This is a genomic window from Nisaea sp. (assembly GCF_039990255.1).
Taxonomy (GTDB): Bacteria; Pseudomonadota; Alphaproteobacteria; order Thalassobaculales; family Thalassobaculaceae; genus Nisaea.
On record NZ_JBDXGG010000018.1, the window covers coordinates 1,624,404 to 1,640,094 of the forward strand.

A 15,691-nucleotide genomic window follows, 5' to 3' on the forward strand; every position below is an offset into this window, starting at 1 on the left:
GCCATGCTGGCCAATGTCCAGTCAGACCGCAAGCCCGTCCGGATCACGGTTTCACGAGACAGACAGCCAGCCCGTCATAGCCTTTCGAGCCGACCACCTGAAGTGCCGTCGCATCCACGCGAGCATCGTTTTTGATCATCCCGATCACCTTACGAACGCCCTGAACATCCAGATCCGAAGTTCCGGCTTCCAGCACCTGTCCCCCGCGCACAACGTTATCCACCATAATCACGCCGCCCGGACGAACCAGCTTCATGGCCCATTCGAAGTAACCGGGGTTGTTCTGCTTGTCCGCATCGATGAATGCGAGATCGAACGGGCCGACACCATCCGCGTCGACGTCGGGAAGGTTGTCTAGCGCAGCGCCAACACGCACCTCGATCATGTCCTGATAACCGGCGTCCCGAAAATTGGCGCGCGCGACCTCGGCATGCAGCGGCTCGAATTCCAGTGTCACCACCCTGCCGTCCGCTGGAAGTGCGCTGGCGAACCAGAGCGTGCTGTATCCGCCAAGCGTGCCGATTTCGAGCACCTTCTTCGCACCGATCATCCGGGCGATGAGGTGCAGGAATTTGCCCTGATTGGCCGACACACTGATGGCCGGCAGGTTTGAGGCATCGCTCGCATCCAGCGCTTTCTGAAAATCCGCATTTTCAGGCACCAGTTCGGCAGTGAAATAGTCGTCGACGGCATTCCAGGTTTCTCTGCTCACGCTTGGCTCCTGTCCCAAGTGGCGGCTTCCCCATCGATAGGGAAAAACGGCCGCTGAACATATTTCCAGTCGAAATTGGCGAGGTTCGGAGAGGTCAATCCGGGCACGTCCACTTCCACAACTCGCTCCGGCGGGAACATATGGGCGTAGCCCGCCCGGAAATGCCCGCGCGACTTGACCACAATGCAGCGCTCGGCCGCCGCATCAATCCCGAACGCGGTCAGATAATCCGGCGACAGGCACTGGGTTCTCTTGGTGATGCAGACAATCTTGATACCGCCGACCTTCAGCACCGCCGTGTCTCCAAGGTCCACCGTCTTTGCTTCGACCATGCCGTAATTGCCGACAAAAACACCATCTGAGAGATGCAGCACCTCTGCTGTGACGTCGAGCTTGTCGGAAAAGCTGTTGTCTTCCTCGCTGTTCAACGTGACGTCGATCGAGGTACCAACGCCAGCCACTTTCGCCTTCCGGACAGCCGCCGGGTCGTAGAAGACCGCGAAGGTGCAACCGGTCACCCCGGCGTCGAGGAATGCCTTCAGGACATAGGTCGTGTTACCGCGCCCGCCGCCGCCGGGATTATCCGCCGGGTCCGCGAACAGGATCGGCTCGCGGGAAGCATCGACACTCACAGCCAGGGCCAACGCCGTGGAGTCTTCGAGAGATTTCATCTTCGGTACGTAGCGGGCCCTGTCATTCCAGGCTGCGTCCGCCAAATCCGTCGCTACACGCCTGGCGTCCGCAGCGTCGCCTCGGGTCGTCACGATCACTGTCATGCCGTTCTTGGGCGTATCGCAGAAGGCGAAGCCTGAAAGGCAGGTCACGTTCATCACGCTGGCATCGAGCTTGGTCTGACCAAGCCGGATCAGATCGCCATACGGATGGCCCTCGGCTGTCAACTGAGTGACGGACGGCGCCACAAGCGGCAAGCGGACACGATATGATGCGGTCTCGACACCGTCGAACATCTCCAGCATGGCCTTGGCCGCCTCGCAGCCGCGCTCGTACATATCGACATGCGGGTTGGTGATATACCCGATCATCAGATCGGTTGCTTCCATCATTTCCTCGGAAACATTGGCGTGCAGGTCCAGCGTCGCGATCACCGGCACGTCCGGCCCGACGACCTCGCGCACCAGTTTGAAGACCTCGCCGTCCGGATCATGGGTGTGGGTCGCGCAGGCGCCGCCATGCTCGCAGATGTAGACGCCGTCCACCTTGCCGCCGGCTTCCAGGTCCGCTTTCAGCTCGGCCAGAAATTCGTTGAAAAACGCTTCCTCGACCGGGCCGGCGGGGCACGAGCCGATCACCAGAGCCGGCACCGGCTCCCATCCGGCGTGACCGCCGAATTTCTCGTCCATGATGTCGTAGAACCCGCAGATGCCAGTATGGATCGACGGATGTTCTGCTCGCGCTTGGCGGTCGATATCCGCTCCCTTAAACCACATGTTTTCTTCGAAATCGGTGCGGGAACAGGTCGGGGCGAAGCGATTGGATTCAAGATTGAACCCACAGATTGCGATACGTTTCTTGCTCATGTGAACTCGATCCTGAAGAAGGCATCAAAAGAAGGAAGGACCCAGAGATTAGACCATTATCGCTCCGCTGCCGACCCCTCCAGATCTCTTTATACGCCCTCGTGCCAACAGGTTCAGCTAGCGGGAACGTGGCGCCCCTTCTGGCTCGCGCGCGAGCCAGGCTTCGATCTCCTCCATGACGTTATGCGGCAACGCTCCGTGTTCGAGCGCCCCGATATTGTCCTCGACCTGAGCGACGGTGCGAGCGCCCGGGATCGGGATATGCAGCTCCGATTTTGCCATCAGCCAGCAGAGGCTTCCCTGCGCAAGAGTTCGGCCTCCCTGGGTCAAAAGCTCATGGACCGCGGCAAGGCTCGCAAGATATTTCGCCCCGGGCCGGCCATCTTGAAAATAGTCACGTACGGTTGAATTCATCGCGCGAATATCATCCGCCGGAACCTTGAAATCGGCTTTATATTTACCGGTCAGAATGCCCATGGCGAGCGGCGAGCGCACAAACCCCACCAGCCTGTTACGCTCCACCGCTTTCCGCATAGAGGGCGCATCGAAAAATACGTTCATGACATGCTGGACGGCAGAAAACCCGTCTATCCCGGCCATTGCGTCTACACTCTTCGGGAAATCCGTGCTCCATCCGAACGAGCGCACTTTTCCTTGTGCCCGGGCTTTGTCCATTTCCTCAAACAATGGTTCGGCGGCTTTCACCGGCAGATCGTTCAAATGCAAGAACAGAACATCAATCCGATCTCGCCGCAGACGACGTAGAGAGTTCTCAATAGCCGGCATTACCCCGCTTGGGTCGGTCTCCTCATCGCCGATTTGCTTTGTCCGTTCATCGAAACTCATTCCGATCTTGCTGGAGATCATGGCATCCGCACGTCCCTCAAGCGCCTGCCCTAGCAGATATTCAGCATGCCCGGCGCCATAGACGTTCGCGGTATCGAATAACCTAATGCCCCCATCCCATGCCGCGTCGATCACCCGGAACGACTCGACTGTATCGACGTTTGAATATCCGAGCGCCTGATCACCGGCATAGAATGGCCCGCCAATAGGCCAACACCCCAATCCCATCCGAGGAATCTCTGTTCCGATTAAATCCATGTGTCTGGTTCCTTTATCGATGCAGGGAACCGCACTATGCGATGTGAATTTTGCATCTTCTATGGAACGTAATGTAACTTACGTTTCATGAATGAAATGAAATTTGATTGGGACGATCTCCGGCTATTCCTTGCCGTCGCGCAGCATGGCGGTCTCGCAGCGGCCTCGCATGCCACCGGAAAGAGCGCCCCGACCCTGGGCCGACGGATGCTTCATCTTGAAATCGTGCTTGGGCGAGAGCTGTTTCGACGGCATGCGAGAGGTTACGAGTTGACCGAAGACGGAACGCTGTTCCTGGAGCAGATCAAGGATGTCGAGGCGAAAATAGCGCCTCTGGCGACATCTGCGGAAAAAGACCGAAAGACGCTGGTCAAGATATCGGCCGGAACCTGGATGACACTGGCGCTGATGCAAGACATAGCGGCCATAATGGATGGGAACGACCGAACACAACTCCGCTTCATCTCGGACGAGCATATCCTCGATATCGGTCATCGCGAGGCCATGATCGGAATTCGAAATCGCCGGCCGGAGCAGATTGGACTGGCATGCCGCAAGGTAGGACGGGTTCAATTCGCCGGATATGCAGCAAGCAAGCACGTCAAGCCCTGGGCAAAGGTCATTGGAAACACACCATCGGCGCTCTGGCTGAATCAGTCAGTGGAAGACGCTGAGTGCATTGAGGTTACCGCCCCCCGGAATGCCCTCGACATGGCAAAAACCGGTATCTGCCGTGCCGTGCTTCCGACCTTCATTGGCGATCAGGAAAGCGATCTGGTACGCGTGACCGCGCCGATTCTCGAACTTGCCCATGATCAATGGCTGGTCACGCATAACGAGGAACGATTTATCCCGGAAGTACGCGTCACGATCGAACGGATCGCGGAACTTCTGAAGAAATTACACATGCGCTCCGGCGCGGATGTGTGACGAGGCAAGAGTAACGGGAATGAAAAACGATCAGCCGCCGCCTGAGGTCGCTGAATTGCAGAATGCCTGCAAATCATGCGCATATCCCGAAAAACAAGCCCCATCCCCGACGGAACACAGCTCAACAGTTCGCTTCCTGTTGGCCTGCTGATCCGCAAGATTCATCAAATTCTGTAGATCGATCCCGAATTTGTGCTGCTCAATCCTGCGTTCCGCCGAAAAACAGCGCCCCGACATAGTGTTTTCTTCCCAAAGCGAATAGAGCCCGTACCCGGCGCAAAAGGTCACCGCAACGCCACCCATCAGAAAAAATATTTTCTGAACCAGCGCATCAAACATGATGTAGCTCCAGTTCAGATATCCCGGGCATCAACGATGCCTGGGAGAGATTTGATTGCCGCCCGGAAATTCGGGGAAATCGTATAGGTTCTGGCGAGCGCCACTTCGACCTCCTCGTCATCCGTGTCGACCACCAGTTTGACCTTGCCGCGTCCCGGCTTCTCCTTGGAGATCATCTCGCAGATATGCGGAATCGGGTCCTTGTCGCGCAGATAGATCTTGAGGCCCGCCGCCGTACCGGAAACCGCCTTGTCCAATGCCTCGATGCGGGAGACGGTAAGGCGGATGCCTTCGTCCTCGATCTTTGCATCGGCTTTAACCAGCAATGACTGGCCTGCCTCCAGCAAGTCGCGATTGACTGCCAGAACCTCGGAAAAGACCGTGACTTCCGTGACGCCCGCCTGATCGGTGAGCTGGACGAAGGCATAGCGGTTGCCCCGGCTCGAGGTGCGGACACGGGAGCCGACGACGATACCGGCAATGACGATCCGGGCCGAATTACCTTTTGCCTTTACGGTAGCGACAATCTGGTCCGACCGGACCACGCCGAGTCGTTCCAGAGATGCGCCGTAAGCATCGAGCGGGTGCGCCGAGAGATAGAAACCGATCGCGTCGAACTCTTCCTTCAACCTCTCCATCGCCGGCCAGTCGAGCCGGTCTGCCAGCGCTATATCAGGCTCTGCTTCTCCTGACGGGCCGCCGAACATGCTGACCTGATCGGAGCTGCGTTCCGCCGCCGCCGCGTTGGCGTGCCGCATGATTTTCTCAACACTCTCGAACAGCTGACCCCGGTTTAGCGTCATACAGTCGAACCCGCCGGCGCGGACAAGATTTTCCATCAGCCGCTTGTTGACGACGGAACCATCAATACGGCTGGCAAATTCGTTGATCGACTTGTAGGCGCCGTTCTCCGTACGCTCCTTGATCAGCGCTTCCATAGCGCCTTCACCGACATTCTTGATGGCTGTCAGCGCATAGCGGATCGCAAGCGCACCGTCCGGCCCCACCTCCGGCACAAAATCGACGAAGGATTTGTTGATGTCCGGTCCGAGCAATTCGATACCGAGGCGCTGGATCTCCTGCCGAAAGACATTCAACTTGTCGGTATTGTTCATGTCGTAGGTCATCGACGCAGCCAGGAACTCGACCGGGTAGTTCGCCTTCAAATAGGCCGTATGATACGCGACCAGCGCATAAGCGGCCGCGTGGCTCTTGTTGAAACCGTAACCGGCGAAAGCAGCGATCTGGTCGAAAATTTCAGACGCTTTCTCAGCCGCAACTTTCTGCTCGACAGCGCCGTTCACGAAGGTCTCGCGCTGGGCGTCCATCTCTTCCTTGATCTTCTTACCCATCGCACGGCGCAGAAGGTCGGCGCCGCCAAGCGTGTAACCGGATAGCCGCTGGGCGGCCTGCTGCACCTGTTCCTGGTAGATCATGATGCCGAAGGTTTCCTTCAGCACCGGCTCCAGCACCGGGTGCATGTAATCCGGCTCTTCTTCACCGTGCTTGCAGGCGATGTATTTCGGAATGTTCGCCATCGGGCCCGGGCGATATAGGGCAACGAGCGCGATAATATCCTCGAAACGGTCAGGCTTCATCCGGCGCAGCACGTCCCGCATGCCCGTACTTTCAAGCTGGAACACGCCGGTCGACTCCGCCCGTCCCAGCATCTCGTAGGTCGGACGATCATCAAGCGGGACCGTAGAGAGATCCAAATCAATATCTCTCCGTTTAAGCAGGTCTACCGCATTTTGCAGTACCGAGAGGGTTTTAAGACCGAGGAAGTCAAACTTCACCAGCCCGGCCTGCTCAACCCATTTCATGTTGAACTGGGTCGCCGGCATGTCCGAGTTCGGATCCTGATAGAGCGCAACGAGCTCATGCAGTGGCCGGTCGCCGATCACAACACCGGCGGCGTGGGTGGACGCGTTCCGGTACAACCCTTCAAGCTGCAGGCTAATCCTGATCAGCTCGCCAACCTCTTCGTCCTCTTTCTGCTGACGGCGGAGTTCCGGTTCGACATCCAGCGCCTCGGCAAGGGTTACCGGGTTCGCAGGGTTGTTCGGAACCAGTTTGCAGATCCTGTCGACCTGGCCATACGGCATCTCCAGCACACGTCCGACATCGCGCAAGGCAGCGCGGGCCTGCAGTTTACCGAAGGTGATGATCTGGGCGACTTTGTCCCGACCATAACGCTGCTGCACATAATCGATAACCTCGCCACGGCGGTCCTGACAAAAATCGATATCGAAGTCAGGCATCGAGACACGTTCCGGATTAAGGAAACGTTCGAACAGCAATCCCCAGCGCAACGGATCAAGGTCGGTAATATCCAGCGAATACGCCACCAGCGAGCCGGCACCTGAACCACGGCCCGGCCCGACTGGTATGGTTCGGTCCTTGGCCCATCGGATGAAATCAGCAACGATCAGGAAGTAGCCCGGAAAGCCCATCTGCTCGATGATGCCGAGCTCAAACTCAAGCCGCTCATGGTAAGGCTTGGCTGCTTCCGAGCGGGCAACTTCGTCCATGCCTTCAGTAAAGACGTGGTTTTCCAGCCGCTTCTTCAAGCCCGCTTCAGACTGTGCTTTCAGCTCCTCTGCCTCGTTGCGGCCTCCGACCGTTTCGAAAGGCGGTAGAATCGGCGCCAGTTTTTCCGGCATGAAGCTGCAACGCCGGGCAATGACCAGCGTGTTATCAACGGCCTCCGGCAGATCGGAGAAAAGCTCACGCATCTCCTCGGCACTCTTGAATCGGTGGTGCGGAGTCGCACGGCGGCGGTTCGGATTGCCGATCACGGTACGCCCGGCAATACAGAGCAGCGCATCATGCGCCTCGTACATTGCTTCGGTCGCGAACATGCACTCGTTGGTCGCTACGAGCGGGATGTCGTGCTTGTAGGCAAGATCGAGAAAAGCAGCTTCCGTGCGTCTCTCGGAATCGATGAAATGGCGCTGGATTTCGACATACAGCCGGTCACCAAACAGCGCTTTCAGATCCAGCAGAGCTGTTTCCGCCTCTTCCGCGCGATTATCCAGCAACAACCGCCCGACTTTCCCCTCGGGACCGCCGGTCAGCACAATCAACCCGTCGCTCCGACCTTCGAGATCCTCAAACGGTATCTGGGGGGACTCGCCCGGATCGGTCATGGTGAAGGACCGGCTGACAAGATCCATTAGATTTCGATAACCGGCGTCGGTCTGAGCAATCAGCACGATCTGATCGGTCTGATTCGGCGTGTGCGCCGTGCCGCCAACGACTTTCAGGCCGCTGCGCGGCTCGGTGTCAGGCCTGCGAACGGCAAGCTGCCCACCAACGATAGGCTGCACGCCAGCACCTGAGGCAGTCACCGCGAATTCAAGTGCCCCGAACAGGTTGCCGCTATCCGTCATCGCTACCGCTGGCATCGCATTCTTTGTGGCCAGCGAAACCAGCTCCTTGCCCTTGATCGCACCTTCAGCGAGCGAATAGGCGGAATGAACGCGGAGATGGACAAAATCAGCGTGAGACATACGGCCCTCTTAACAGCAAGTGCGAGATTGTTTCACAGCACTGCGGGAGCGTCAGCATGAACAACAGGCGAACACCTGTCATCCATCCATAAATAAATGATTTTATTTACTTAATTGATTTCAGCGTGCCGTCTCGCAATTCCACGATCCGGTCCATGGAGCGAGCGATCTCGAGGTTGTGCGTAGCGATCAAGGCAGCGATTCCCGTTGCCGATATGATCCGGCGGAGCTGCTTGAAGACCTCGTCTGCAGTATGTGGATCGAGATTCCCCGTCGGCTCGTCAGCCAGCAGCACAGCCGGTACATTCGCGATGGAACGAACAATAGCGACACGCTGCTGCTCACCGCCGGACAGTTTCGCGGGACGGTGGGTTTCGCGATTTTCCAAACCGACCAGTTCAAGTAATTGCCGCGCTCGCTCGCGCGCTTCGCTCTTCGTAAGGCCCGTGATCAGCTGCGGCATCATCACATTCTCAAGCGCCGAGAATTCAGGCAGCAAGTGATGGAACTGATAGACGAAGCCTATACCGTCACGCCGGATACGCGTGCGCTCTGCCTCACTTGCCTGACTGCAATACTCGCCCTGGAAAATCACGTCGCCGGAACTCGGCGGCTCCAGTAAACCGGCGATATGCAGCAATGTCGACTTACCCGCACCGGACGGACCGACGAGCGCCGTCACTTCGCCGGCCTTGAGGCTGAGATCGATATCGTGCAGAACCGTCAGCGTTCCCCCTGCTTCCTTGAAGCTTCGGGAGACACCGCGCAATTCGAGAACGGCGTCGCTTATCGATCCACCCCGCGCAATGCGTTCGATATCGGACATTTTTTGCCCGTTCTGCCCAACATCACTCATAGCGAAGCGCCTCAACCGGATCGAGACGAGATGCCCGCCAGGCGGGATAGATGGTCGCGGCGAACGAGAGAAACAGAGCCATGGAAACCACCGTGATCACCTCGAGCGCATCGACTTCCGCCGGCAGCTTCGACAGGAAGTAGATTTCCGCAGAGAATAGTTCGGTTCCCGTCAAGCTTTGCAAAGCTTGACGTATGGTTTCGATGTTCTCGCAGAACACCAGTCCGAGGATGGTTCCGCCTATCGTTCCGATCACACCGATGCTGGCACCGGACATAAAGAAAATGCGCATCACCATGCCCTTCGACGCGCCCATGGTCCGGAGAATGGCGATGTCCCGCCCCTTGTCTTTCACCAACATAATCATGGAAGAGATAATGTTGAAGGCGGCGACCAGGATAATCAGTGTCAGGATCAGAAACATGACGTTCCGCTCAACTTCCAGCGCATTGAAAAAGCTGGAATTCTGCTGTTTCCAGTCACGCGAATAGTTATCCGCGCCAATCACCTTGCGGAGCGGCACGCGTGTCACTTCGACCTCCTGCGGGTCGTTCACCATCACCTCGACAGCATTGACGGCATCGCCACTCTTGAAAAAGGTCTGCGCGGCTTTCAGCGGCATATAGATAAAAGTGTTGTCGTATTCATACATGCCAACATTGAAGAGCGCCGCGACCGTAAAAGCCCGCATCCTCGGCACACTACCGATCACAGTTGTCGTCGTGCTGGGTGAAATCAGCGTGATCTTGTCCCCGACCCCGACCCGAAGACGGCTGGCCAGCCGGGCTCCGATGATCACACCGCTCTTGCCGCTGAATTCCTCCATCGAGCCGGCAACAATATTGTCGGGCACAATCTGTCTGCTGAGCAGCGCACTGGCGCGTAGCCCACGCACCAAAGCGCCCGACGCGATGCCGTTGGCCATGGCCATGACCTGGCCTTCAAGCTGCGGCGTAACCGTCAGCACACCCGGAATTTCGCCAATCCTGACCGCGAGATCGTCGAACCCCTGGATCGGCGCTCCCTTGCTGTAAACCGACATATGGCCGTTCAACCCGAGGATGCGGCCGATCAGTTCCGCCCGGAAGCCATTCATCACCGACATGACGATGATTAGCGTCGCCACCCCAAGGCCAATACCAAGCAGAGAGAATCCCGCGATAACAGAGATAAAGCCTTCCTGGCGGCGGGAGCGCAGATACCGCATGGCGACCATGCGCTCGAATATGCCGAACATTAAGAACCCCTTAGAGCCGGACCCCAATCAGGAAGCGAACCTGTTCAGAACTGCTTCCGGTGTCAATTCCTCGACGTCACCGCTCATGCGGTTCTTCACCTCAACCACACCGGACTTCAGCCCACGCGGTCCGACAAGGATCTGCCACGGCACACCAATAAGATCGAGATTTGCCATTTTCGCTCCGGGACGCTCGTCCCGATCGTCGATCAATGTCTCGATACCGGCTGCCAATAGCTTGGCATATAGGTCTTCACAGACCGCAGTGCATCCCTCATCATCGGTTTTAAGGTTTGCGATGCCAACTGTGAAGGGAGCGACCTGCTCGGGCCAGATGATGCCTTTGTCGTCATGGCTCGCCTCGATGATCGCACCGACAAGACGTGATACCCCGACGCCGTAAGAGCCCATATGCACCGGCACATCTCCGCCTTCCGGCGCCGAAACCGTCGCCCCTAAAGGCTCCGAATACTTGGTACCAAAATAGAAGATCTGGCCGACCTCGATACCCCGGCGTTCTTTCAGGTTTTCATCCGGCACCGGCGCCTCGCCCGGAACGTGCTTCTCGTCGGTCGCTGCATAGAGTGACGTATAGCGCTCGACGATGTTGTTTACCTCGTCCATGTCCGCATAATTCACGGTCATGTTGGCGAAGTCCTGATCCTCCCAAGCCTGATCGTAGAACACGCCGCTCTCACCGGTATCGGCGAGGACAATGAATTCGTGGGAAAGATCGCCACCGATCGGACCCGTATCGGCCTTCATGGGGATCGCACTCAGCCCCATGCGGGCATAGGTCTTCAAGTAGGCGACGAACATCTTGTTGTAGGAGTCGACAGCTCCTTCATAGGTCGTGTCGAACGAGTAATTGTCCTTCATCAGGAACTCACGGCCGCGCATCACGCCAAACCGTGGCCGCACCTCGTCCCGGAACTTCCACTGGATGTGATAGAGCATGAGCGGCAGCGCCTTGTAGCTGCGCACATGCGTCCGGAAAATATCGGTTATCAGTTCCTCGTTGGTGGGACCGTAGAGCATATCTCGCCCATGGCGGTCCTCAATCCGCAGCATTTCCTTGCCATAATCGTCGTACCGGCCGCTTTCGCGCCAGAGATCGGCCGATTGAATGGTAGGCATTAGGACTTCCTGCGCCCCAGCCGCGTCCTGTTCCTCACGAACGATTTGCTCGATCTTGCGCAAAACCTTGTAGCCAAGCGGAAGCCAGGAATAGATCCCGGCGCTGGACTGCTGGATCATCCCCGCGCGCAGCATCAGGCGATGGGAGACGATCTGCGCCTCCTTCGGATTTTCGCGCAGCGTGGGCAGAAAGTAAGCGGAAAGACGCATGGAATCCTCTGTGGTCTGGAAGTCTTGTCCCTGACAGCCACCGGGCTGCTCAACAGGTCAGTAAAGCGCCGCGACACTCTATGGAAAGGCCTTTCGGCTGTCCAAACGAAAACGCGGCCGGAAAGCCGGCCGCGTGTTCATTGGTTTTTCCGGCATTACCGGAATGCCTGGACTGCTCCGGCATCAGCTCGGTGGCATACCACCTCTGATTCCAAAATTGAGAAGTCCCATCCAGAAGCGCTCGAGCTCACGGTAAACCGTACTCGACTCGGTCAACCGTTCGGGGCTCCCGCCGGTTTCCCCAAGAGCGGCCGCATGGCGATCAAACATTTCAGTAACAAAGCCGCAGAGTTCCAACCCCTTATCGGAGAGCTTCACTCTGATCGAACGGCGATCATGTGCGGATCTCTCCTGAGCGAGATAGCCATTCTCAACCATTTTGCGGACATTGTAGGATACGTTCGAGCCGAGATAGTATCCCCGGTTCGTCAGCTCCCCAACCGTCAGTTCCTCGTCCCCGATATTGAACAATATCAGGGCTTGGATGTTGTTGATGTCTTCGATCCCCTTCCGGTCAAGCTCCATCTTCACGACTTCAAGAAACTGCCGATGAAGACGTTCGATCAGCTTGATCGCTTCGAGGTACTCGTTTTTGATCGCGGAAGGGTCCGCTGAATTATGGTCCGGTGTCGTCACGCCCGACATAAGCTTCCGAACTCCAATATTAGGTATGAATTCGACACAATAGTTCAGTTTCTTGTAGCGTCAAAAAGACGTAATACGCAACCTAATTGCCGCAAAGCTTCTTGAAGACAGCGGAGAAATCAAGATTGCCATTCCCCTCTGACACGAAGTTTCCGTAGAATTCCGCGGCCTTTTTCCCCATCGGGGTTATGGCTTTGGCAGATTCCGCCGCCTGTTGTGCGAGGTCGAGATCCTTCAGCATCATGGCTGCGCTGAAGCCAGGTAGGTATTCCCGATTCGCTGGAGAGGTCGGGACCGGGCCCGGAACAGGGCAATAACTGGTCATCGCCCAACACTGTCCGGAAGACTTCGAGCTGATATCGAAAAGTTTCTGACGATCAAGACCGAGCTTGTCAGCAAGGGCGAACGCTTCAGATACAGCGATCATCGAAATGCCGAGAACCATGTTGTTGCAGATCTTCGCCGCCTGACCACTGCCTGTGCCTCCCGCATGGACAATCGTCGCGCCCATGATATCGAGGAACGGGCTGGCACGCTCGAACGCCGCATCGTCGCCGCCGACCATGAAGGTCAGCGTGCCGGCTTCAGCACCGCCGGTTCCGCCAGAAACCGGCGCATCCAGCATGAGAAAGCCTTTGGCCGCCGCATCTGCCGCCACAGCCCGAGAGGTATCAACGTCGATGGTTGAACAATCAATGAAGAATGTCCCCTCGGCAGCGTTAGGGAACACGCTCTCCTCATAGACGACGCGGACATGCTTTCCCGCCGGCAACATGGTGACCACAACTTCAGCACCGCTCACGGCTTCTGCGGCGCTTGCCGCAGCTGTGCCGCCAGCGGCCATAAGTGTTTCCAGGCTCTCCGCAGAGAGATCAAAGCCACGCACAGCGTGGCCCGCACCGAGCAAATTCTTGGCCATCGGCAGGCCCATGTTCCCAAGACCGATGAATGCGATGGTCGTCATGTATTAGCTCCCTCGTCCTTATTGTTTTTTGCAGTCAGAGCCCGATCTTGCCAGCAGGCGAGAAATAAGCTGCGACCGCTTCAGGGGTAACCGCATCCAGGGTCGGTGGCGACCATTTCGGCGCCCGATCCTTGTCAACCAGAAGCGCGCGCACGCCCTCGAAAAAATCGCCGGCGATCATGAAGCTCTGAACCATGGTAAATTCCATCGCCAGATCTTCGGCAAGGCTGGCACAGCGGGCGCCCCGGCGCACCATCTCCAGCGTCACTTTGAGACTGGTCGGAGAGCGATGTTCTAGCATCGCAGCAGTCTCGTCGCAGAAACTCCCACCGGCCGCTCTTAGAGCTCCGAGGATATCCTCGATCCGGTCATGGGCAAATGCGCTGTCAATTATAGAGCGATGCTCCGACAATGTGGCATCACCACCTGAAACTGAGTGCTCCGACAGCAAAACCGAGATGCGGCCGGCCGCATCTTGCTTGAGATCAAGTGACAGCAGCTCCGCCCGCAACGCCTGTAACCTGTCGCTGGGTACGAAATGCGTTGCGGCCTCGATATAGAGACAGTCCGCCGCCTTCACCGGCGCGCCGGTGAGCGCAAGATAGGTCCCGAGTTCACCCGGGCACCGCGGCAGGAACCAGCCGCCCCCAACGTCCGGGAACAGGCCGATACCGGTTTCCGGCATGGCGAAGAGTGTCCGTTCGGTTGCAATGCGGAAGCTGCCATGTACCGAAATGCCAACACCGCCACCCATTGTGACGCCGTCAAGCAGTGCGATATATGGCTTTGGATAGTCGGCGATAGACCTGTTCAGGCGATATTCTTCGCCGAAGAAATCCAGCATCAGCTTGGTAGGCTTACCAGTCTCGCCTTCTTCCAGGCGCGAGCGGCGTACGCTGACGACATCTCCACCGGCACAGAAGGATTTTTCACCGGCACCTTCGATCAGGACAGCTCCGATATTCGGGTCTTCTGCCCATGCATCGAGCTGGACCTGCATCGCTCGAATCATTTCCAGCGTCAGTGAATTCAGGGCACGTTGGCGATCCAGGGTGATGCAGCCAATTGCGCCTTGTACTTCAAAACGAACGTCGTCGGTCATTGATTCCATTCCGTAAGGAGTTTGCGCGCGATGATCACGCGCATGATTTCGTTAGTACCTTCAAGTATCTGGTGAACACGCAGGTCGCGGACCAGCCGTTCGAGCGGGAAGTCACCAAGATAACCGTATCCACCGTGAACCTGCAGCGCCTCGTTACAGATCCGCGAACAGAGGTCTGTCGCCAAACGTTTCGCCATGGCGCAGTGCTTGGTCGCATCCGGGGATTTCCGGTCCAGACTATCTGCCGCCCGATGCACCATCAGCCTGGCTGCATCCAGTTCCGTCGCCATATCCGCGAGCTTGAACTGGATGGCCTGAAATTCATTGAGCTTCTTGCCGAACTGAGCCCGGTCTGCCGCGTAGGACAAGGCCGCCTCGAGCGCCGCGCGGGCGCCGCCGAGGGAACAAGCGGCGATATTGACGCGGCCACCGTCAAGCCCAGCCATGGCGATCTTGAAGCCGTCCCCCTCATTGCCGATGAGGTTGTCCCGTGGCACCGGGCAATCCTCAAAATTCACCATCGAGGTGTGCTGGCTGTGCCAGCCCATCTTGCGCTCCTTCTTGCCAAAGGAGAGCCCATCTGTTCCGCCTTCCACCAACAGGCAGGAGACACCTCCCGCACCATCGCCGCCGGTGCGCGCCATGACCGCGTAAAGATCGCTGGTTGGCCCACCAGAAATGAAGGCTTTTACCCCTGTCATTCGGAATGTGCTGTTACCTTGCGGCGTCGCACGCGTTTTCAGCGAGGCTGCATCGGAGCCGGCTCCCGGTTCGGTCAGGCAATAGCTCGACATCAACTCCATGCTGGTCAGCCTCGGCAAGAACCGCGCCCGAACCTCGGCCGAGCCGAATCGGTCAACCATCCATGAGACCATGTTGTGGATGGAGATATAGGCAGCAGTAGACGGGCACCCGGCAGACAATTCCTCGAAAACTATCGCCGCATCAAGCCGGGTCAGGCTGGAGCCGCCATGTTCCTCGCCGACATAAATTCCAGCCAATCCCAGTTCTGCCGCTTTGCGTATCTCCTCGACCGGAAAGATCTCTTCCTCGTCCCAGCGCGCCGCGTTCGGGGTGAAATGCTCTGCCGTAAAGGCGCGGGCCATATCCTGAATGGCGCGCTGTTCCTCGTTCAGCTGGAAATCCATCTACAAATCCTCCATGGCCCGGGCGTATTCTGGACAGCACGCGTTCGGGCGGCGGATCATAGGCGGCGCCCTTCCAGTGTTCAATGCTTGCGCCAATTCCGCGCCGCCTCTGAACAAAGACTAACAAGCGTGCGACAACCGGTGCCTTTTCACTGGCCCCTCTCCGCTTTACCATCCATTACGAGAGAAACGCCTGC

The 15,691-nt window shown here is 57.6% G+C and carries 13 protein-coding genes; 1 reads left to right on the forward strand and 12 read right to left on the reverse strand.

The genetic code is table 11. From position 1 onward, the window contains the following. Nucleotides 1-43 precede the first annotated feature (43 nt). The 3 genes from ABJ076_RS18030 to ABJ076_RS18040 all read right to left on the reverse strand — a co-directional run bounded on the left by ABJ076_RS18030 (nucleotide 44) and on the right by ABJ076_RS18040 (nucleotide 3,354). Nucleotides 44-712 carry an O-methyltransferase gene (locus tag ABJ076_RS18030; RefSeq protein WP_348185997.1) on the reverse strand — a complete coding sequence of 223 codons (669 nt, stop codon included), beginning with the start codon at nucleotides 710-712 and terminating at the stop codon, nucleotides 44-46. After that, on the reverse strand, nucleotides 709-2,250 hold the full coding sequence (locus tag ABJ076_RS18035; RefSeq protein WP_348202619.1) for a M81 family metallopeptidase: 1,542 nt from the start codon (nucleotides 2,248-2,250) through the stop codon (nucleotides 709-711). Before ABJ076_RS18035 ends, ABJ076_RS18030 begins: the two co-directional genes overlap by 4 nt. A gap of 117 nt (nucleotides 2,251-2,367) precedes the next feature. Then, nucleotides 2,368-3,354, reverse strand: coding sequence for an aldo/keto reductase (locus ABJ076_RS18040; RefSeq protein ID WP_348189602.1), 987 nt, complete (start codon nucleotides 3,352-3,354; stop codon nucleotides 2,368-2,370). A gap of 96 nt (nucleotides 3,355-3,450) precedes the next feature. Here ABJ076_RS18040 and ABJ076_RS18045 point away from each other — a divergent pair, with 96 nt between their 5' ends. After that, on the forward strand, nucleotides 3,451-4,284 hold the full coding sequence (locus tag ABJ076_RS18045; RefSeq protein WP_348189600.1) for a LysR family transcriptional regulator: 834 nt from the start codon (nucleotides 3,451-3,453) through the stop codon (nucleotides 4,282-4,284). Between the two features lie 30 nt (nucleotides 4,285-4,314). On the opposite strand, the gene ABJ076_RS18050 is transcribed toward ABJ076_RS18045, so the two are convergent. The 9 genes from ABJ076_RS18050 to ABJ076_RS18090 form a co-directional block, all read right to left on the reverse strand. After that, entirely contained in the window at nucleotides 4,315-4,623 is a 309-nt protein-coding gene (locus tag ABJ076_RS18050; protein ID WP_348189598.1) for a hypothetical protein, read from the reverse strand. Nucleotides 4,624-4,637: 14 nt separating this feature from the next. Then, on the reverse strand, nucleotides 4,638-8,135 hold the full coding sequence (dnaE, locus tag ABJ076_RS18055) for a DNA polymerase III subunit alpha (protein WP_348189596.1): 3,498 nt from the start codon (nucleotides 8,133-8,135) through the stop codon (nucleotides 4,638-4,640). Nucleotides 8,136-8,241: 106 nt separating this feature from the next. After that, nucleotides 8,242-8,991, reverse strand: a complete 750-nt coding sequence (locus ABJ076_RS18060) for an ABC transporter ATP-binding protein (RefSeq protein ID WP_348189594.1) — start codon at nucleotides 8,989-8,991, stop codon at nucleotides 8,242-8,244. Then, nucleotides 8,984-10,228 (reverse strand): lipoprotein-releasing ABC transporter permease subunit, encoded by a 1,245-nt coding sequence (locus ABJ076_RS18065; RefSeq protein WP_348189592.1) that lies wholly within the window; start codon nucleotides 10,226-10,228, stop codon nucleotides 8,984-8,986. The genes ABJ076_RS18060 and ABJ076_RS18065 overlap by 8 nt, the downstream gene beginning before the upstream one ends. Nucleotides 10,229-10,255: 27 nt before the next feature. Beyond that, a complete protein-coding gene (gene proS, locus ABJ076_RS18070) occupies nucleotides 10,256-11,575 on the reverse strand; it encodes a proline--tRNA ligase (RefSeq protein ID WP_348189590.1) in 1,320 nt (439 codons plus the stop codon). 183 nt (nucleotides 11,576-11,758) lie between these two features. After that, entirely contained in the window at nucleotides 11,759-12,280 is a 522-nt protein-coding gene (locus ABJ076_RS18075; RefSeq protein ID WP_348189588.1) for a winged helix DNA-binding protein, read from the reverse strand. Nucleotides 12,281-12,362: 82 nt separating this feature from the next. Then, nucleotides 12,363-13,244 carry a 3-hydroxyisobutyrate dehydrogenase gene (mmsB, locus tag ABJ076_RS18080; protein ID WP_348189586.1) on the reverse strand — a complete coding sequence of 294 codons (882 nt, stop codon included), beginning with the start codon at nucleotides 13,242-13,244 and terminating at the stop codon, nucleotides 12,363-12,365. Between the two features lie 34 nt (nucleotides 13,245-13,278). Then, nucleotides 13,279-14,346: an enoyl-CoA hydratase/isomerase family protein gene (locus ABJ076_RS18085; protein ID WP_348189584.1), complete on the reverse strand. Its 1,068-nt coding sequence runs from the start codon at nucleotides 14,344-14,346 to the stop codon at nucleotides 13,279-13,281. After that, nucleotides 14,343-15,494 carry an acyl-CoA dehydrogenase family protein gene (locus ABJ076_RS18090; protein ID WP_348189583.1) on the reverse strand — a complete coding sequence of 384 codons (1,152 nt, stop codon included), beginning with the start codon at nucleotides 15,492-15,494 and terminating at the stop codon, nucleotides 14,343-14,345. Before ABJ076_RS18090 ends, ABJ076_RS18085 begins: the two co-directional genes overlap by 4 nt. Nucleotides 15,495-15,691: the final 197 nt, after the last annotated feature.